Origin of the sequence: Agrobacterium bohemicum (assembly GCF_001562555.1) — a bacterium.
In the GTDB taxonomy this organism is placed as follows: domain Bacteria; phylum Pseudomonadota; class Alphaproteobacteria; order Rhizobiales; family Rhizobiaceae; genus Agrobacterium; species Agrobacterium bohemicum.
This window is the reverse complement of record NZ_KQ961033.1, coordinates 120,106-138,091: the sequence shown is the minus strand read 5'-3', so window position 1 is coordinate 138,091 and position 17,986 is coordinate 120,106. Positions and strand designations below refer to the sequence as shown.

Below are 17,986 nucleotides of genomic sequence, written 5' to 3'. Positions count from 1 at the left end.
CAAGATCATGAAACCAGCCCGTTTTTCTCCCTTTGGAGGCAGCGCGCCAAAGGCATAAGCATAAAAACAAGCAACGCATAAAAAGCTCTATTAAAACAAGGAGTACGGGAACATGAAAATCACATTCGCATTAGCGGCTTTTACCGCAACGGTGTCCGCATCGGCACCGGTTTTCGCCGCTGATATCGTCTTTTCCAGCTGGGGCGGAACGACGCAGGATGCGCAGAAGTCCGCTTGGGCCGATAAATTCACCGAAAAAACCGGCATCAAGGTGCTGCAGGACGGACCGACGGATTATGGCAAGATCAAAGCCATGGTGGAAGCCAAAGGCGTGACCTGGGATGTGGTCGATGTCGAGGGCGATTATGCCGCCCAGGCAGGAAAAGGCGGCATGCTCGAAAAGCTCGACTTCTCCGTCATCGACAAATCCAAGCTCGATCCACGCTTCGTCACAGATTATTCCGTCGGCAGCTTCTATTATTCCTTCGTCATCGGGTGCAACGCCGATGCAGTCGATACTTGCCCCAAGACGTGGGCGGACCTGTTCGATACGGCAAAATTCCCCGGCAAGCGGACATTCTACAAGTGGTCGGCCCCTGGCGTTATCGAAGCCGCGCTTCTGGCGGATGGCGTTCCCGCTGACAAGCTCTATCCGCTTGATCTTGACCGCGCATTCAAGAAGCTCGACACCATCAAGTTGGATATCGTCTGGTGGTCCGGCGGCGCGCAGTCGCAGCAGCTTCTGGCATCCGCTGAAGCCCCATTTGGCAGTGTCTGGAACGGGCGTATGACGGCACTCAAGAGCAGCGGCGTCAACGCCGAGACATCCTGGGAGCAAAACATCACCGCAGCGGATTCGCTCGTTGTACCGAAAGGCGCCAAGAACAAGGATGCAGCCATGCAATTCATCGCGCTGGCCACATCCGCACAGGCGCAGGCCGATATGGCCACGGCCACCGGTTACGCTCCGATCAATGTGGACGCTGCCAAGCTGATGGACCCGGAGGTTGCCAAGACGCTGCCTGATCAACAGAAGGCAAGTCAGGTCAATGCCGATATGAAATACTGGGCCGATAACCGCGACGCCATTGGCGAGCGCTGGTACGCATGGCAGGCCAAATAAGATTGGCTTTGTGAAATGCTGCAGCCGGCTAAGTGACGGTTGCAGCATCGCATCTCGTTCCTGCGATCCTTTCAGAGCCTGAGGGAAAAATTTCATGTCATCATCGACAGAGCCTTCAACGATGAATGCGCCTGCGCAATATAGGAGGCCGAGCGGCATGCGATGGACGTTGCCTGCGCTCGTCTTCCTCATGCTGTTCTTCGTCGTGCCTGTTGTCGCCCTGTTGCTGCGCAGTGTCACAGAGCCACAGCTTGGTCTCTCGAATTATGTCGCGCTGCTGGGATCGTCCACTTACCTTAAAATCTTCGTCAACACCTTCCTCGTGTCGGCGGTGGTGACATTCATATCGTTGCTCATCGGCTTTCCGGTGGCGTGGGCGCTGGCAATCATGCCCAGCAGGCTCGCCTCGGTCATTTTTGCCATTTTACTTTTATCGATGTGGACCAACCTTCTGGCCCGTACCTATGCGTGGATGGTCCTGCTGCAGCGAACGGGTCTTATCAACAAGATGTTGATCGGCATGGGGTTGATCGACAAGCCCTTGGCTTTGGTCAATAATCTGGTCGGTGTCACCATCGGCATGACCTACATCATGCTGCCCTTCATCATTCTACCGCTTTACGGCGTCATCCGCAAAATCGATCCGGCGATCTTGCAGGCCGCCGCCCTTTGCGGGGCGACACGCGGCCAGGCCTTGGTGCGGGTGCTTTTCCCGCTGACAATACCCGGAATGGCCGCAGGCGCATTGATGGTTTTCGTCATGTCGCTGGGCTATTTCGTCACGCCCGCTTTGCTTGGTGGCACGTCCAACATGATGCTGGCGGAACTCATCGCGCAATTCGTGCAGTCCCTGGTCAACTGGGGCATGGGTGGCGCGGCGGCACTGGTGCTGCTGGTGGTAACGCTCGCGCTCTACGCTGTGCAGCTTCGCTTCTTCGGTGATCAACGCTCGGGAGATCGCTGATGCTTCTGAATTTCTCACGGCTCGGCTGGTGGAAATATGCGTTGCTCGGCGTAACGCTGCTCACAGCAGCATTTCTGTTGCTCCCTATCCTGTTCATTGCGGCCTTATCGTTCGGTTCCTCGCAATGGCTGATCTTTCCGCCGCCGGGTTGGACGCTGAAATGGTATGCCAATTTCTTCGCCGATCCGCGTTGGCTCGAGTCCGCTTGGACCAGCTTCAAGATCGCCGCCATGGTCACAGTCCTGTCAGTGCTGCTCGGCCTCGTCACCTCCTTCGGTCTTGTGCGTGGCAAGTTCATGTTCCGAGAGGCGTTGAGAGCTTTGTTCCTCACGCCTATGATCCTGCCGGTCGTGGTGCTGGCCGTCGCTCTCTACGCATTCTTTCTGCAGATCGGCCTTAACGGCACGACGCTCGGGTTCCTCATATCGCATCTTGTTCTAGCACTGCCATTCTCCATTCTGTCGATCACCAAGGCGCTTGAGGGTTTCGATAAGTCGATCGAAGATGCGGCCGTTCTGTGCGGTGCCTCGCCGCTTGAAGCAAAGATCAGGGTCACGCTTCCCTCGATCAGCCATGGTTTCTTTTCGGCAGCGATCTTCTCGTTTCTGACCTCGTGGGATGAGGTCGTGGTGGCGATCTTTATGTCCAGTCCGACGCTGCAAACCTTGCCGGTCAAGGTCTGGTCGACGCTGCGGCAGGACCTGACCCCCGTCGTGGCGGCTGCCTCCACACTTCTTATTCTTCTCACCGTAATTTTGATGGCGCTGTTTGCGCTTGTGCGCAAGGGACTGAAATCATGACGAGACCGTTCCTGGAGATCAAAGGAATCAAGAAGCAGTACGGGCCCGTCACGGCCGTACAGAACGTCGATTTACAGGTCGAGCGTGGCGAGTTCCTGACCTTTCTCGGACCTTCCGGATCCGGCAAGAGCACCACGCTGTATATTCTGGCAGGCTTTGAAGACCCAACGGCCGGCGACATTTTACTGGACGGCAAGTCCCTCCTGTCCACGCCCTCGCACAAGCGCAACATCGGTATGGTGTTTCAACGCTACACCCTGTTTCCGCATCTCTCCGTCGGTGAAAATATTGCTTTCCCTTTGAAAGTCCGCCGTCTGCCGAAAGCTACGATCGATGCCAAGGTCAAGGAAATGCTGCGGCTGGTGCGGCTGGAAGGTTTCGAGGATCGCAAACCGGCCCAAATGTCCGGCGGACAGCAGCAGCGCGTCGCACTTGCGCGCGCTCTGGCTTACGATCCGCCCGTTTTGTTGATGGACGAACCGCTTTCTGCGCTCGACAAAAAACTGCGCGAGGAAATTCAGTATGAGATACGCCGCATTCACCAGCAGACCGAGGTCACAATTCTGTATGTGACTCATGACCAGGAGGAAGCCCTGCGCCTCTCCGATCGGATCGCCGTATTCTCGAAAGGTGTGATTGATCAGATCGGTACAGGGTCGCAACTCTACGCCAATCCTCGCACACGCTTCGTTGCAGAGTTTATCGGAGATAGCGATTTCATCGCCTGCGATCTTTTGTCAGCGTCTGATGGGCAGGCGACGGTCTCACTTGGAGATGGCATGGTATTCGATAACATCCCCGTGCACGGTGATGCCGTTTCGGGTAGCAGGGCATCTTTGATGCTGCGGCCGGAACGCATTCGCCTTTCAAAGGATAACGAGCAAACAACCGGCATCGCGGCCACGGTCAGTGATATCACGTTTCTCGGCAGCAACATCCATGTCATGACCGAAACGACATCAGGTAAAAAATTGGCTGTCCGACTACCATTCGGAAATGAAGCCATTTCAGGTCTCAGTCGTGGAGATCACATTCGCCTAAATTTCGATCCTCAGGCCGCACGTTTGTTTTGTGAGGTTTAGAACTGCTGATCATTCTCTCATATGTGTGGGTTGATAGCGAACCGCGACTTGCAGTGTGCCCGAAGCCAACCGGCACATGGGGGTGTTGCGTCTAGCCGATTGCAAATTTGTATTAAACCTACGTCAGTGGCGGTCAGTGTTCTCGAGGCAGCGGTTGTAGATTACATAACCACGTTTGCGTACCAGTGATCGTCTGAAAATGGGCAATCTGTACTCTGTTCAGCGCCCGAACGTGATCTACGACATTCTTTGACAGCGGCAGGCCGCAATCGCGGATTGCGACCTCAAGGACGTGACTCAGGATTGCGCCCCCATTTCTCGGCTTCGAGCTTGCTATCGAGTGATTTGCAACGCGGCTTCATTCCACGGAGGCGAACCTGCCCTTGCCAGCGTCTTTTGATTTCTGATTGTGCCATCTGGATCTCCAATAGATATTGGAGCTCACGCGAGGGATACCAAGGATTACTCCGGCGCTTTTAGACTCGAGAGGCTTGCACCAACTATGTCTATCGATGTCGCACAGAGTTGTGCAGCGCCTATCTTCATGGCTTCGCAAATGTAATAAGACAATTCCGAACCAATGGAGCGCAGCTTGTGATCAGGGATACTAAGGAACAGAGCATTGTCGATGGCTTATCCCAGCGACACGGCGTCAGCCAAGGCGTCATCGAACATCTCACAATGGCGTTGATTGCAGGCCATACCAATCAGGCACAGTTCAATCACCCCGAACTTGGTGGAATGGGGCAATGGTCGAGCGGCGGCATGATCATGGTCGGCGACATGTTCAACAATGGCCTGAAGCACCGGGTTGATATGGTCTGCTCCGAGATAGCCGATTACATAAGGTCGGGCAAACTGTCCGGCCCGAAAATAGATCGGTCTCATCAGTCCCAGAGCCAGGGAGACGGTAGCAGCTTTTTCTACCAGTCAAGTTCGCACAGCAGTTCTTGGCCACAACATCTCGGACAGGCTTCGTCGACTGGTGCCCAGAACAATCTTCGTTACGCGTTCTTTCCCGCAAGCCGTCGGCTGGCCATCGATGTAAACGGACAGATCACCGTTTACGATACTAAGGACCACAACATTGGCGGCTTTTCCCAACAGCAGAGCGGCGACCAGTCACTAACCTTTACATCTCAGCACGGTCTCGTCCGTGTGGCTGATCTCGATATAATAACCACAGCCGACAGCCCTGAGACGCCGCAAGACACGCAGAGACCGGTTCCCATTCAGGTTCAACCGATACCAGTTCCGTCTATGACGCCTCCAAGCATGAGTGTTGTCTCCGGTCCGACAGCTTTTGATCAAGACGATATCATCAGCAAGATTGAACGGCTCGCAGGTCTGCGCTCGAAAGGTATAATTTCGGACGAAGAATTTGCAGCGAAAAAGACAGAACTACTTGATCGGTTGTAAAGGTAGCGGCGAAGAAAGTGCATGATACAGATATTAAGAGGAAAACCGGCTCATAGGAGGAAGTGCCGGGGGATGACTAATAACCTCTGTATGATGAAGCCTTGTCACCCAAGGTTCACGATGGCGGAGAGGGTGGGATTTGAACCCACGATACCCTTGCAGGTATGCCGCATTTCGAGTGCGGTGCATTCGACCACTCTGCCACCTCTCCGCGGGCACGAACTGTGAGGATCGTGCGGGCGTTCTCATAACCAGCAATCCTTTGGTTTGCAAGGGTTAAATGTCTGATGAGGTAGTGCTTGCACAAGTTTTCGATTTTCTCGATGCGACATCCATGCTGGCACCTGGGTGCTTTTTCACACGGGTAATCAAATCGGAACAAAATTTACAGTTCCGCTGTTTGCGGTTTACGAATAACCGGCGGGACCGAGCGTGGCGGCTGCGAATAATGACATGAACAGGCGGTTCTGGTCTGTGGAGCGCGGATTGTCTGCCGTTGTTGGAACGGCCATTCATGACGGCCACGCCACTCGTGACGACGTGCTACCGCTCATGGCTCTGTCAGATGAAGAGAGATTGCGGGAAGAAGACCCTTTCACGGCGGAAATGATTGCGGGCCTCGCTAATCAGATCGTGGTGCATCAATCTCGCTTCGAGATCGATCTTAATCGTGCAAGGAATCAAGCGATTTATCTTGTGCCCGAACAATCGTGGGGACTGGACGTTTGGATCAAGCGTCCGCCCGAGCCGGTGCTACATGGTTCGCTTGCTTTTCACGATGATTATTATGCGATGTTGCGGCAAATGCTGGCGGCGATCGAACAACGCCATGGCGCCTTTATTGTTTTGGATGTGCACAGCTATAACCACAGACGAGGCGGTGCCGACGCTTCACCGACGGAACAACACAAGGCTCCGGATATCAACATTGGGACATCATCAATGGACAGAGGCCGTTGGGCGGATGTCGTTGATACCGTTATCGATCACTTCAGTCATGCAAGCATTGGAGGTCGGCGGTTGGACGTGCGCGAGAATGTGGCGTTTCAGGGCAAGGGAGAGCAGACCCGGTTCATCCATGAGCATTTCCCTAAAAACGGCTGTGCGATAGCCATCGAGTTCAAAAAAATCTTCATGGATGAGTGGACGGGGCAACCGGACACAAAAGTCATTCAGGATATCCGCGATTCGATTACGGCGTTGGAGCCGGTGCTGGAAGAATTGCTGAGGACCCGACAATGACAGCGTCTGATGCTAGAAAGCCTTCAATTCTGTTTGATGTATTGGAAGATATTAAGGATTGTTTGGCGGAGGGCAAAGCAATCCGCCAGGATATAGGGGCTGATGGCCGCCTTCATGTGGATCGTTCACTGCCATTCCTTTGCCTGCATTTGACCAACGGTTCTAAAAAGCTGGCTGCCCGAGATATTGCTTCAGCTCATGCTTCCTATCTCATCGCGTCCAACATTTCGGAAGCTGTGCCAATCCTGAAGGTGGTCGGTTCGGAGATGCAAAAACGCTTCGGGACCTTTATCGTGCTCGATGTTGGAGAGCTTGAGCATGATGTTCTTCTTGCTGACGATTCTCCGTTTCTGCCGCATTACGAAGTTGCTGTTTCGGCAACCTCGGAACCCGCGACGCAGGACGCAAAACGGGTATTTATCAAAGCAATTTGCGATGCGGACATCAGGTTCCGCACACCGCGCATTACCCGTCCTGATGAAACTGATGATCATGTTGCCAAACTGAAAGCAGCAGGGCTAGAGTTCCCATGCATCAGCGTGCGTTTCGCGCCGATCTACCGTCAACCTGAATCTGGGGCGGACTATCCAGGCCTTCGCGAAACGATGATCGCCGATCTGTTCGATGCTGGATTGCGTGCCTTTTCGGCGTTCTCAAGTCAGTCCGATGCGTTCAAAATTACGTCTCACCGTGCGCTCGGTCGAAAAGCATTCGTGGATGCTGTGCGTCGTGCCGATCGTTCGATAGACGAGATTGCAGCCTCGTTCGACTTTTTGTTGTCCGTTACGCCGATAAATGCACGAAAAGCCTTTGCTGAATTCAATGAAGGCAATTCGCAATATGCACCACATTTCCTTTATCGACCGCTTGGCGTCGATGTTGAGGAGCAGAAGCGGAAGCTTTATTCCGTTGCCTTCGATCATCTTGAAGATCCGGTTCTCTATCATCTTTACCGTGAAAAACAGCAGGAGATCGACCTTCAACTGACGATGCTGGCGCATCTGCATCTGCGCCAGTTCACGGACTTCAGCCGTGCCTTGTATGGCTCGGTGGAGCCACCGCTGATATCGCTTGCAGAAGATGTCTTGGCCCGCTGCACCCGTCACGATGAAGCTGGTGAAATCGCCATGGTGGATTGTTACGAGGTGACGAAGAAGGCGCGGGAAATGGTGGATGCCTACCGCGAAGAAAATCCCGAATTCAAGGCGCGGGTCGAAATTAGAGACGACCTTCCACCAGGTTTGATGGTGACGGGTGAAAAGCTATTGGTATCCCGCCACACTGTTATGGAACGTAGACGCCTCGATGCGCTTTTGCATCACGAGATAGGCGTCCATTTGCTGACATATTTCAATGGCTCCGCGCAGGGTCTTCGTCTCTTTCGCACTGGCCTTTCTGGCTACGAAGGTGTTCAGGAAGGTCTGGCGGTGCTGGCAGAGCATCTTTCCGGCGGCATGACGAGAGACAGGTTGCGTCTTATCGCAGCCCGTGTGGTTGGCTGTGCCGCCATGCTGGACGGAGCGAGTTTCGTCGATACGTTTCGTATAATGACGCACAAACACGGTTTTGAGGACGCCAATGCGTTCAATATGGTGCTGCGCATATACAGGGGCGGAGGGTTATCCAAGGATGCGATCTATCTTCGCGGCCTTGTCGAGATTCAAAGTCATTTAAGAAAAGGTGGTGCGCTCGATCCGTTCTGGATGGGCAAAATTTCTGCGGCACATTTCCCTGTCATGCAGGAGCTTGCGCTTCGCGGCCTTCTTCACCCCCCTGGGATACGCCCAGCATTTCTTTCGCCAGCGAAGGCAAGTGAGCGGCTGGAAAAAATAAGATCAGGTTTATCGATAGCAGAAATGGCAACGTTATAAGGGAGGGACGCATGCGTCTTGCATTTTTCGTCAATTCAATCGAGGGCGAGCAACCGACCTTTGCGACGGGGTTGCTGGCAATGGCCGCACTGAATCGCGGTCATGAGGTGGTCTATCTTACTCCGGGGGATTTCACACTAAGGCAAGATGACAGTCTTGTGGTTCATGGCTTGGTATTGCCACGCCAGAAGTACAAGAAGATCGAGAATTTCCATGCGGTCTTGCAGGATAAGAAAGCCGAGCGGAAAACGATGGATGTCGAAGATATCGACGCGCTGATGCTGCGCAATGATCCTTCGCTGGATCAAACTGCACGGCCATGGGCTGTTCACTCGGGGATATTGTTCGGTCGCCTTGCAGAACAGCGCGGCGTTGTCGTCTTGAACGATCCGGAAGGTCTGGCTCTGGCGCAAAACAAGCTATATTTCCAGGGTTTTCCCGAAATCGTTCGTCCAACGACGTTGATCTCGCGCAATGTCGAGGAGATCAGAGCTTTCGCAGATGGTCACCCCAAGGGCGTCATCGTCAAGCCTTTGCAGGGATCTGGCGGAAAGAACGTCTTTAAAATCAGTTCCAGCAAGGAAGCCAATCTCAACCAGATTTTTGAGGCCATCAGCGTAGAGGGCTACCTCATCGCCCAGGCTTATCTCCCTGCTGCGAAAGGCGGTGACATCCGCTTTTTCATGATGAACGGTGAGCCATTGATGCGCGACGGTAGTTATGCTGCGCTTCGTCGCGTTCCGGCAGAGGGAGATTTGCGCTCCAATATTCATGCCAGTGGTACAGCGGAGGCAGTTGAGGTTTCTGACGAGGTGCTAGCACTAGCGGAGATGATGCGCCCCAAGCTTGTCGAGGACGGCATGTTTCTCGTCGGTCTGGACATCGTCGGCGATAAAATTTTGGAAGTGAACGTCTTTTCACCTGGTGGTTTGGCCCACATTCGTGATCTTACAAAGGTAGATTTCACTGAGACGGTGATTGAGGCTATCGAGAAGAAAGTTGCTATGCAGCAGGCCTCAGCGGGCGTTCTGAACAACCGACTGTTGGCGACCCTTTGAGCTGCCAACGCAGTCTGCCTCCAAGAATGGGAAGACCTGATGACCGTTGCGATCATTCTATTGGCGGCTGGGATGTCCAGCCGCACCGGCAAGGATGGCTTTCACAAGCTCCTTGCAGAGTTTGACGGGGTGCCGCTTCTGCGCCGAATGGTGACGGCTGCGGTAGACAGTGAGGCCATATCTGTCACGGTCGTCTTGGGGCACGGGCATGCAGAGCAGCGCAACATCTTGTCCGGCATTGAAGTCCAGATGGTTGTAAATCCAGACTTTGCTTTGGGGATGGCAAGTTCAATCGGGGTAGGCTTTGTCGCAACCGAGGCTCAAGATGCTGACGGGATTATGGTGATGTTGGCGGACATGCCCGATATCACGACTGAGCATTTGGATCGGATGATCAAGGCGTTCCAAGACGCCGGTGCGATTTCAATCGTGCGGGCCGTGTCCGATGGGAAACCTGGAAACCCTGTTATCTTGCCACGTTCGTTGCGAGATGCTGTTTTGGAAGTGCAGGGAGATGTCGGAGCACGCCACTTGATCAAGTCCTCTACCTTGCCCGTCATAAATATTGAAATTGGACGCGCTGCCGAACTTGATGTCGATACGCTGGAAGAGGTGGCAGCGGCGGGTGGCGTGTTTGTCAGCGCGTCAACCACTTGACAGGGACCGAACGCGGGCACCAGACCGCATCGTGCTGATGATCTCTGCCAGAATGGAAACGGCAATTTCGGCGGGGCTTGCTGCACCGATATTAAGTCCGATTGGTCCGTGAATGAGCGCAAGCTGAGCCTCATCGATGCCCTGATCTTGCAAGCGCTGCAGACGCGCTTGATGGGATTTTCGACTGCCGAGCGCACCGACATAAAAGCACCGCGATCGCAAAGCTTCAGTCAAGGGGAAATCGTCTATCTTCGGATCATGCGTCAGAGCAACAAGCGCGGTATGCGGGTCCAGCGGCCTGATTTGCAAAACGTCTTCGGGCCAATCCGCGATCAGATCGGCATTCGCAAAACGTTCTGCTGTCGCGAATGCCGTGCGTGGATCGATGATGGTGACGTCGAAGCCAGCGAGTTTTGCCATGGGCAGAAGTGCCTGACTGATATGAACGGCACCGATGATGAGGATGCGCGGCCGGGGGAGATATACGTTGATGAAGTACGTGATATCTTCGATTGTGACGTTGCCGGACTTTCCAGAATGAAGCGCGGCGGCGATCGCTTCGCCGAGATCGCCGTGAACTGAAGTTTTGTCTGAAACGACAATGCTGATGCCGCTTTGAATATCGGTAACCAGCGCTACCGGTACCCGTGCGAGACGGAAATGGTTTAGTTTCTCGAGGCTCGCAGTATCCATTACTGAAGTCTTTCGACGTAGATGCGAATGCGACCACCGCATGACAGGCCCACAGACCACGCCGTTGCGTCTGCCACGCCAAATTCAAGCATCTGTGGCACACCGTTTTCGATGACATCGATTGCGGCAGAGAGAACCGCACCTTCAACGCATCCTCCTGAAACAGAGCCTTCGAAGTGACCATCCGAGTCTATGACCAGATGGCTGCCAACGGGCCTCGGTGCCGATCCCCAAGTCTCGATAACCGTTGCGACAGCGACCTTGCGGCCACTTTTTTTCCAGTGCTCAGCGCGGCTCAAGGGATCATTCGTTTGATCGTGACCGGTCGTTTTCAAACTCATCTCCATTTCTCGATTGCGGCAGGTTTTTACTGGCAGCGCCGATTGCGTTCACTCCGGATTTGGCGCGCTTTTCTGCGGGCTCAATTTTTTACTTCCGAAGAGGTTGAAGCGATTGGGGTCAAGGCGTTCCTGTCGGTATTTTAACGTCACATCGTCGAATGTGATCTCCAACTCGCGTCCGCTCGCCAGCACACCCTCTAAGTCCCGGAGAGGGGTGTTCGTTCCGACCAAAAGATGAATGAGGTTTGCGGCGCGCGCGCCAAGAACCTGTCGCGAAAGCAGCGATCCGAAATTCAGCTTCACTCTAAAGCTGCTCCACACACCCGGTTCAATGCCGCGTATCTGAATGAAAAGAGAAGGAGTATGGCCTGTTTCCGAATATTCGAGCATGGAACTACACTCCCACTCGCCATTGTTCGTCTCGGTAAATACAGGCCTGCTGGATGCGGATAAGTCGGCAATACTGCTACATTGAAAAGCGGCAAACTTAGGTGTCAAGCTAAGAGTTGCCTGCGACTGGACGTAGTCCCCCCCTGCTTCACGGCCCAGGATGTCAACGTTCGTGCCGGGTTGGGCCACGACGCCAACAAGAAATAATGAAAAAATATAGGAGGTGAGCATGCTGTTCGAAGGCCATCCGTGCGGATGCAGAGTGTACTCTGTTGGGCGGGATGCACAAGACGACATGCCACTCTCAACACACAAGAATTTATGTAGCCGGACCGCGTATCCTGAGAGCGCAGTGAATACTAGACTATCAACTTTTCGTTCGTCACGGCACTTTTCCCCGTTCACATGGTTAGCTTGGCACCTCAACCACACAAGTGGAGCCAAATATGCACGATAGTGGCCAGCTGGAACTTTCTAGACGAAATTTACTTATCACCTCGGTTGCAACAATCGCAGCCACAGGTGCCGCTAGCAGCGCGGCAGCGCAGTCCCCGGGGAGCCAAATGACGTATACCTCAAAAATTGAACTCACCGTGAACGGTGAAAACCACCACCTTGAGATAGACAATCGCACCACCTTGCTCGACGCATTGCGCGAACATCTCCACCTCACAGGCACGAAAAAGGGCTGTGATCATGGCCAGTGCGGTGCCTGTACGGTTATGGTGGATGGGCGCCGCATCAATTCTTGTCTGTCTCTTGCTGTCATGCACGATGGTGACGACGTCACGACCATTGAGGGTCTAGGCCAGCCCGGCAAACTTCATCCTATGCAGGCGGCTTTCGTCAAACATGACGGATTTCAGTGCGGTTATTGCACGCCGGGACAAATCTGTTCGTCCGTGGCCGTGCTCGAAGAGATCAAAGCCAACATCCCAAGCCACGTTACCAAAGATCTCAATTCTCACGCACAACTCACGGCAACAGAAGTCCGTGAACGTATGAGCGGTAACCTCTGTCGATGCGGAGCCTATTCCAACATTCTCGATGCCATTTCCGAAGTCGGGGGGATCAGAGCATGAAGGCCTTCACTTATGAACGTGCATCATCGGTTGAAGCCGCAGCCAGCACCGCAGCAACGAATGCACAGGCGAAATTTATCGCTGGCGGCACCAATCTACTGGACCTTATGAAACTCGAGATCGAGACGCCGACACATCTGATTGACGTCAACGGCTTAGGCCTGGACACAATCGAAGCCACGTCCGATGGCGGCTTGCGTATCGGTGCAATGGTAAGAAATACGGACCTTGCCGCGCACACTACTGTGCGGAAAGATTACGGTCTGCTGTCCCGCGCCCTTGTCGCTGGCGCTTCCGGCCAGCTTCGCAATAAGGCAACGACGGCTGGAAATCTTTTGCAACGCACGCGCTGTCCATACTTTTACGACACCAATCAACCCTGCAACAAGCGACAACCTGGCAGTGGCTGCTCTGCAATTGGCGGGTTCAGCAGACAACATGCTATTGTCGGCGTTAGTGAAACCTGCATAGCCACCCATCCAAGCGATATGGCAATTGCCATGCGTGCGCTCGACGCCACGGTTGAGACAGTAAAGTCAGATGCGAAGCGTCGATCGATACCTATTGCCGATTTCTATCGCCTACCCGGCGACACCCCTCATATCGAAACCGTTCTCGAACCCGGTGAGTTTATCACTGCGGTTGTTCTTCCCCCACCCGTTGGTGGAAAGCAAATCTACCGAAAGGTGAGGGATAGAGCTTCCTATGCGTTTGCGTTGATTTCGGTTGGTGCGATTATTCAGCCTGATGGCACCGGCCATGTTGCAGTGGGTGGTGTTGCGCACAAGCCATGGCGTGTTGAAGCGGCAGAAGCGGACCTTCCAAAAGGCGCGCGTGCTGCAGCAAATGGCATTCTCGCAGATGCCCATCCGACGGAACAGAACCGGTTCAAGGTCGCACTTGTCGAGCGTACGCTCGGTGCCGTCCTTTCAGAAGCAAGGGGTTGAACGATGAAGTTCGATAAGCCAGCCACCACCAACCCCATCGATCGTCTCAAAGTCGTTGGCAAGCCCATTCACCGCATCGACGGTGAACTCAAGACGACGGGCCGCGCAATCTATGCATATGAATGGCACGACCCGGATAACAAATATGCTTACGGTTATCCGATCGGTTCTGCGATTGCCAAAGGCAAGATCAAGTCCATGGACGTATCCACCGCCAAGGCGGCACCCGGCGTTCTCGGTGTCATCACGACTCTGGATGCGGGCAAGCTCGAAAAAGGCGAGTATAATACCGCCAACTTGTTCGGTGGTGATGAAATCCAGCATTACCATCAGGCTATCGCTCTTGTGATCGCTGAGACGTTCGAGCAGGCACGTGCTGCGTCTTCTCTCGTCAGGGTCGAATACACGGAAGAAAAAGGTGTTTTCGATTTGGCGGCAGAGAAGGGATCGGCGGAAAAACCGGACGAATCCCAAAAGCCTGACAGCTCTGCGGGAGATTTCGACAGCGCGTTCCGTGCGGCTCCAGTCACCTTGGACCAGACCTACACCACGCCGGATCAGTCACACGCGATGATGGAGCCGCATGCTTCCATCGCTGCGTGGAACGGAGACGAGGTGACGGTATGGACGTCCAGCCAGATGATCGACTGGTGGCGCTCCGACCTTGCGACAACCCTTGGTGTCGATAAGGATAAGATCCACCTTATGTCGCCATTCATCGGCGGGGGATTTGGCGGTAAGCTGTTTCTTCGTGTCGATGCGGTGCTTGCCGCGCTTGGCGCGAAGCAGGTTCACCGTCCGGTCAAGGTAGCACTGCCTCGTCCGCTGATGATCAACAATACGACGCACCGGCCAGCCACCATCCAGCGTATTCGTATTGGCTGTGGCAAGGACGGCAAGATCACCGCAATTGCGCATGAAAGCTGGTCTGGCAATCTTCCGGATGGAGCGCCGGAAACCGCCGTCAACCAGACACGCCTGCTATATGCGGGTGCCAACCGCATGACTGCTATGCGTCTGGCAAAACTGGACTTGCCCGAAGGTAACGCGATGCGTGCTCCCGGCGAAGCTCCAGGTTTGATGGCACTTGAGATTGCCGTGGACGAGATGGCAGAAAAGCTCGGTATCGACCCCATCGAATTCCGTATCCTCAATGATACCCAAGTCGATCCCGAAAATCGTGATCGCCCCTTTTCCCATCGTGATCTCATTGGCTGTCTCAAACTGGGCGCAGAACGTTTCGGCTGGAGCAACCGGCCGAAGGTTGCTTCCAAACGCGAAGGCAACTGGCTCATCGGCATGGGGGTTGGCGCAGCGTTCCGTGACAACCTCGTGCTTCCATCGGCTGCACGCGTCGTTCTTGGCAAGGATGGCATTATCACGGTGCAGACGGATATGACGGACATTGGCACGGGAAGCTATACGATCATTGCGCAAACCGCCGCCGAAATGATGGGCGTGACCGTCGACAAGGTCGCCGTTGAACTTGGCGATTCCCGTTTCCCGATCTCTGCGGGGTCGGGCGGGCAGTTTGGAGCAAACTCTTCCACGTCGGGTGTTTATGCCGCTTGCGTCAAACTCCGGGAAGCAATTGCCCAAAAAGTCGGGTTCAATTCCGAAGACGCCGTTTTCGAGGATGGTGTGGTCAAGTCAGGAAACCGAAGCGTTCCTCTGGCCGAAGCCGCGGGTGCAGATGGTCTGGTCGGTGAAGACAAGATGGAGTGGGGCGATCTCGCCAAGACCCATCAGCAATCCACCTTCGGCGCGCATTTTGTAGAGGTGGGTGTCGATATCGCGACTGGCGAAACGCGCATCCGCCGAATGTTGGCGGTCTGCGCGGCAGGGCGAATCCTCAACCCCATTACCGCGCGAAGCCAAGTTATCGGTGCGATGACCATGGGGGCCGGTGGCGCGCTGTCAGAAGAGTTGGCGGTGGATAAAAAACGGGGCTTCTTCGTCAATCACGATCTCGCAGGCTATGAGGTGCCCGTTCATGCCGATATTCCACACCAGGACGTCATCTTTCTGGACGAGACCGATCCGATGTCGTCGCCCATGAAGTCCAAGGGTGTCGGTGAGCTTGGCCTATGTGGTGTCTCTGCCGCTATTGCGAATGCTATCTACAACGCCTCCGGCGTCCGTGTGCGAGACTACCCGATAACGCTGGACAAGCTGATTAGCGGGTTACCGGAAGTCGCCTGACATCAATTCGTTCACAACCGGTCTGCTCGTTTGGTGTTCAGCGAGCAGACCCGGGATCAAGGCAAAATGTACCATCGGCATTTTCCCGATTGCGGTTACGGTTCCCTAACCATGCAAAGAACTCTCAGGGAACGATTTATGTATGATTCAATTATTATCGCGTAGAACAATTTCAAGAAGAACCGTGAAATGGCTTGGGCATGATGCCTTAACACTGTCAGGTTGCGTTTACCCCGGAGTGGGTTCCAAGCCATCGACACCGCTGCATTGAAAATGACCCGAACCCGAACTTGTGTGCCGCGAACGTACGAGTGCGTGGTCATGGATTTTACTATGCATAACGAGATAGCACGCCTTTCAAGCCTTAAGAGTTTGCGGTTGCTCGATACACTCCCAAGTGAAAATTTTGATCGGATCACACGGCTTGCAGCCGACATTTTTGGACTTCCGATTGCGGCGGTGTCGCTGACCGATGTCAACCGGCAGTGGTTCAAGTCCAAGGTCGGTGTCGATCATAACGAAATTCCCCGAGAAAAGGCGCCTTGCGCTAATGTCGCGGAGACGAAAAAACCATTCGTCATCCGCGATTTTCAGCAGGATGACTGTTATGTCGACAGTACCCTCGGCTGTGCCGGCATCCGGTTTTACGCGGGTGCTCCTTTGGTGACGGCGGATGGTTATGCGTTGGGTGCGCTCTGCGTGCTGGGAACGGAACCGCGCGACGTCACCGATAAAGAAATGGCAACATTGTGCGATCTTGCCGCAATGGTCATGGACCAGGTGGAATTGACGCACGCACTCGGACGCATCGAACCTTGCAGCGGCCTTCCCAACCGTTTCCAGCTCATGAATGATCTTACTGATTCCGCTTTGCGTGCTGATGTCGGCGAACGCATCATCAGCTTGCTGGATCTCGCGCAGACAGAGCAATTTGAGCGACTGTCACGGGTCCTCGGCCCATCACATTTCGATACTGTCATCCATGCCGTTTCCAGTCTTTTGACAGAGCATGTCGGACCCAACGCTACGCCCTATCATGTAGGGCCAACGCAGTTTGCGTTCTTTGCCCCTGACAATTCGGATGTCGAAAGCTATATGATTTTGCTCAAGGGTTTGCTGTGCGAAATCGAAGGCGACAGCGATACTCAAATTTCGATGACGCCAGCGATAGGCATGGTCTCCTACGATCCGCAAACGATGTTGCCGGAAGATATCCTCAGATCCCTGCAAAGTGCGGTTCAGGACGCGCGCGAAAGTTCAGCGAAAATCGAGCTGTTTTCCCCGGCGATGGATTTGCGTCACAGACGCAATTTCAGAATCCTGCAGGATTTTCGCTCGGCACTGGCCGCGTCGGATCAATTATCGTTGGTATTCCAACCTCGTTTGGATGTCGCAACCGGTGAAATCCGCAGCGCGGAAGCCCTGCTGCGATGGGACCATCCCGTCTTGGGTCCAATCTCGCCGGTCGAATTCATTCCCGTTGTTGAGGCGTCTGCTTTCGCCCGCGAATTGACCGATTGGGTCATGCACAAAGCGATATCGCACATTTCGGTATGGGGTAAGAGAGGTCTGCGCTTCAAGCTTTCTCTCAACCTCTTGGCCCTCAATCTGGAGGAAGGCGACTTTTTCGAGAGACTGATGTCAAAGCTTGTACTGTTTGATGTCGAGCCTAACCAGATCGAACTGGAACTGACGGAAACGGTGATGATGAAAGAGACCGAAGGTGCATTTGGTCTCCTCAATCAGTTGAAGACGGCGGGCGTGCAACTCGCCATCGATGATTTCGGAACCGGCTACAGCAGCCTTGCCTATCTGCAGAAACTACCGGCAGACGTTGTCAAGATCGACCGTTCCTTCGTGGCCGAGATGGAAAACGGAAATCGTGAGCGCGTGCTTGTGCGCTCGATGATCGATCTTTCCCACAGCCTGGGGTACCGCGTTGTCGCCGAGGGCGTGGAGACCCAGGAGGCTGCAAACCTGCTGGAGGTATTAGGATGTGACGAAATCCAGGGTTATTGGCTATCGCGCCCCGTCCGAAGTGAAGCACTGTTGGATTGGTTGATCGCGCGCCAGCGTCCTGTGGTTCTATTGGCCGGATAAATCTCCGTTTGATGC

At 54.3% G+C, this 17,986-nt stretch carries 16 protein-coding genes and 1 tRNA gene; 13 read left to right on the top strand and 4 right to left on the bottom strand.

Annotated features, from left to right (window positions below; translation table 11 throughout):
• The first annotated feature begins 112 nt into the window (after nt 1-112).
• The 5 genes from ATO67_RS17635 to ATO67_RS17615 all read left to right on the top strand — a co-directional run bounded on the left by ATO67_RS17635 (nt 113) and on the right by ATO67_RS17615 (nt 5,388).
• Complete coding sequence (locus ATO67_RS17635) at nt 113-1,123, top strand: ABC transporter substrate-binding protein (RefSeq protein ID WP_067652333.1); 1,011 nt, start codon at nt 113-115, stop codon at nt 1,121-1,123.
• Between the two features lie 94 nt (nt 1,124-1,217).
• Nucleotides 1,218-2,087 carry an ABC transporter permease gene (locus ATO67_RS17630; RefSeq protein WP_067652331.1) on the top strand — a complete coding sequence of 290 codons (870 nt, stop codon included), beginning with the start codon at nt 1,218-1,220 and terminating at the stop codon, nt 2,085-2,087.
• Nucleotides 2,087-2,887, top strand: coding sequence for an ABC transporter permease (locus ATO67_RS17625; RefSeq protein WP_067652329.1), 801 nt, complete (start codon nt 2,087-2,089; stop codon nt 2,885-2,887). The genes ATO67_RS17630 and ATO67_RS17625 overlap by 1 nt, the downstream gene beginning before the upstream one ends.
• Nucleotides 2,884-3,969 (top strand): ABC transporter ATP-binding protein, encoded by a 1,086-nt coding sequence (locus ATO67_RS17620; protein ID WP_067652327.1) that lies wholly within the window; start codon nt 2,884-2,886, stop codon nt 3,967-3,969. Before ATO67_RS17625 ends, ATO67_RS17620 begins: the two co-directional genes overlap by 4 nt.
• 594 nt (nt 3,970-4,563) lie before the next feature.
• Nucleotides 4,564-5,388: an SHOCT domain-containing protein gene (locus tag ATO67_RS17615; RefSeq protein WP_245304018.1), complete on the top strand. Its 825-nt coding sequence runs from the start codon at nt 4,564-4,566 to the stop codon at nt 5,386-5,388.
• 121 nt (nt 5,389-5,509) lie between these two features.
• On the opposite strand, the gene ATO67_RS17610 is transcribed toward ATO67_RS17615, so the two are convergent.
• Nucleotides 5,510-5,599, bottom strand: a tRNA-Ser gene (locus ATO67_RS17610).
• Nucleotides 5,600-5,841: 242 nt separating this feature from the next.
• On the opposite strand from ATO67_RS17610, the gene ATO67_RS17605 reads away from it, so the two are divergent.
• The 4 genes from ATO67_RS17605 to ATO67_RS17590 are packed head-to-tail and all read left to right on the top strand — an operon-like array spanning nt 5,842 to nt 10,216.
• Nucleotides 5,842-6,630: an N-formylglutamate amidohydrolase gene (locus ATO67_RS17605; RefSeq protein WP_067652325.1), complete on the top strand. Its 789-nt coding sequence runs from the start codon at nt 5,842-5,844 to the stop codon at nt 6,628-6,630.
• The gene (locus ATO67_RS17600; RefSeq protein ID WP_067652323.1) at nt 6,627-8,501 is read left to right on the top strand and encodes a flavohemoglobin expression-modulating QEGLA motif protein; all 1,875 of its coding nucleotides are present in this window, start codon (nt 6,627-6,629) and stop codon (nt 8,499-8,501) included. Before ATO67_RS17605 ends, ATO67_RS17600 begins: the two co-directional genes overlap by 4 nt.
• An 11-nt stretch (nt 8,502-8,512) precedes the next feature.
• A complete protein-coding gene (locus tag ATO67_RS17595; RefSeq protein WP_067652321.1) occupies nt 8,513-9,559 on the top strand; it encodes a glutathione synthase in 1,047 nt (348 codons plus the stop codon).
• Between the two features lie 39 nt (nt 9,560-9,598).
• Nucleotides 9,599-10,216 carry a nucleotidyltransferase family protein gene (locus ATO67_RS17590; RefSeq protein WP_067652319.1) on the top strand — a complete coding sequence of 206 codons (618 nt, stop codon included), beginning with the start codon at nt 9,599-9,601 and terminating at the stop codon, nt 10,214-10,216.
• Here the strand turns inward: ATO67_RS17590 and ATO67_RS17585 are convergent.
• Genes ATO67_RS17585 through ATO67_RS17575 form a run of 3 tightly spaced genes read right to left on the bottom strand, consistent with a single transcriptional unit; the run spans nt 10,205 to nt 11,871 of the window.
• Nucleotides 10,205-10,909: an XdhC family protein gene (locus ATO67_RS17585; RefSeq protein WP_067652317.1), complete on the bottom strand. Its 705-nt coding sequence runs from the start codon at nt 10,907-10,909 to the stop codon at nt 10,205-10,207. The genes ATO67_RS17590 and ATO67_RS17585 overlap by 12 nt on opposite strands.
• Nucleotides 10,909-11,250, bottom strand: coding sequence for an XdhC family protein (locus ATO67_RS17580; protein ID WP_425352230.1), 342 nt, complete (start codon nt 11,248-11,250; stop codon nt 10,909-10,911). The genes ATO67_RS17585 and ATO67_RS17580 overlap by 1 nt, the downstream gene beginning before the upstream one ends.
• Nucleotides 11,251-11,298: 48 nt before the next feature.
• Entirely contained in the window at nt 11,299-11,871 is a 573-nt protein-coding gene (locus ATO67_RS17575) for a DUF6030 family protein (protein WP_067652313.1), read from the bottom strand.
• 215 nt (nt 11,872-12,086) lie between these two features.
• On the opposite strand from ATO67_RS17575, the gene paoA reads away from it, so the two are divergent.
• The 4 genes from paoA (at nt 12,087) to ATO67_RS17555 (ending at nt 17,971) form a co-directional block, all read left to right on the top strand.
• Nucleotides 12,087-12,722, top strand: coding sequence for an aldehyde dehydrogenase iron-sulfur subunit PaoA (paoA, locus tag ATO67_RS17570; RefSeq protein WP_067652311.1), 636 nt, complete (start codon nt 12,087-12,089; stop codon nt 12,720-12,722).
• Nucleotides 12,719-13,669: an FAD binding domain-containing protein gene (locus ATO67_RS17565; protein WP_067652310.1), complete on the top strand. Its 951-nt coding sequence runs from the start codon at nt 12,719-12,721 to the stop codon at nt 13,667-13,669. The genes paoA and ATO67_RS17565 overlap by 4 nt, the downstream gene beginning before the upstream one ends.
• A 3-nt stretch (nt 13,670-13,672) precedes the next feature.
• Entirely contained in the window at nt 13,673-15,871 is a 2,199-nt protein-coding gene (paoC, locus tag ATO67_RS17560) for an aldehyde oxidoreductase molybdenum-binding subunit PaoC (RefSeq protein ID WP_067652308.1), read from the top strand.
• A gap of 378 nt (nt 15,872-16,249) precedes the next feature.
• Nucleotides 16,250-17,971 (top strand): sensor domain-containing phosphodiesterase, encoded by a 1,722-nt coding sequence (locus ATO67_RS17555; RefSeq protein ID WP_245304017.1) that lies wholly within the window; start codon nt 16,250-16,252, stop codon nt 17,969-17,971.
• The last annotated feature ends 15 nt before the right edge of the window (nt 17,972-17,986 follow it).

Coding starts and splice junctions, on each gene's coding strand:
- ATO67_RS17635 (WP_067652333.1), top strand. CDS start 113: ATGAAAATCACATTCGCATTAGCGGCTTTTACCGCAACGGTGTCCGCA.
- ATO67_RS17630 (WP_067652331.1), top strand. CDS start 1,218: ATGTCATCATCGACAGAGCCTTCAACGATGAATGCGCCTGCGCAATAT.
- ATO67_RS17625 (WP_067652329.1), top strand. CDS start 2,087: ATGCTTCTGAATTTCTCACGGCTCGGCTGGTGGAAATATGCGTTGCTC.
- ATO67_RS17620 (WP_067652327.1), top strand. CDS start 2,884: ATGACGAGACCGTTCCTGGAGATCAAAGGAATCAAGAAGCAGTACGGG.
- ATO67_RS17605 (WP_067652325.1), top strand. CDS start 5,842: ATGAACAGGCGGTTCTGGTCTGTGGAGCGCGGATTGTCTGCCGTTGTT.
- ATO67_RS17600 (WP_067652323.1), top strand. CDS start 6,627: ATGACAGCGTCTGATGCTAGAAAGCCTTCAATTCTGTTTGATGTATTG.
- ATO67_RS17595 (WP_067652321.1), top strand. CDS start 8,513: ATGCGTCTTGCATTTTTCGTCAATTCAATCGAGGGCGAGCAACCGACC.
- ATO67_RS17590 (WP_067652319.1), top strand. CDS start 9,599: ATGACCGTTGCGATCATTCTATTGGCGGCTGGGATGTCCAGCCGCACC.
- ATO67_RS17585 (WP_067652317.1), bottom strand. CDS start 10,909: ATGGATACTGCGAGCCTCGAGAAACTAAACCATTTCCGTCTCGCACGG.
- ATO67_RS17580 (WP_425352230.1), bottom strand. CDS start 11,250: ATGAGTTTGAAAACGACCGGTCACGATCAAACGAATGATCCCTTGAGC.
- ATO67_RS17575 (WP_067652313.1), bottom strand. CDS start 11,871: ATGCTCACCTCCTATATTTTTTCATTATTTCTTGTTGGCGTCGTGGCC.
- paoA (WP_067652311.1), top strand. CDS start 12,087: ATGCACGATAGTGGCCAGCTGGAACTTTCTAGACGAAATTTACTTATC.
- ATO67_RS17565 (WP_067652310.1), top strand. CDS start 12,719: ATGAAGGCCTTCACTTATGAACGTGCATCATCGGTTGAAGCCGCAGCC.
- paoC (WP_067652308.1), top strand. CDS start 13,673: ATGAAGTTCGATAAGCCAGCCACCACCAACCCCATCGATCGTCTCAAA.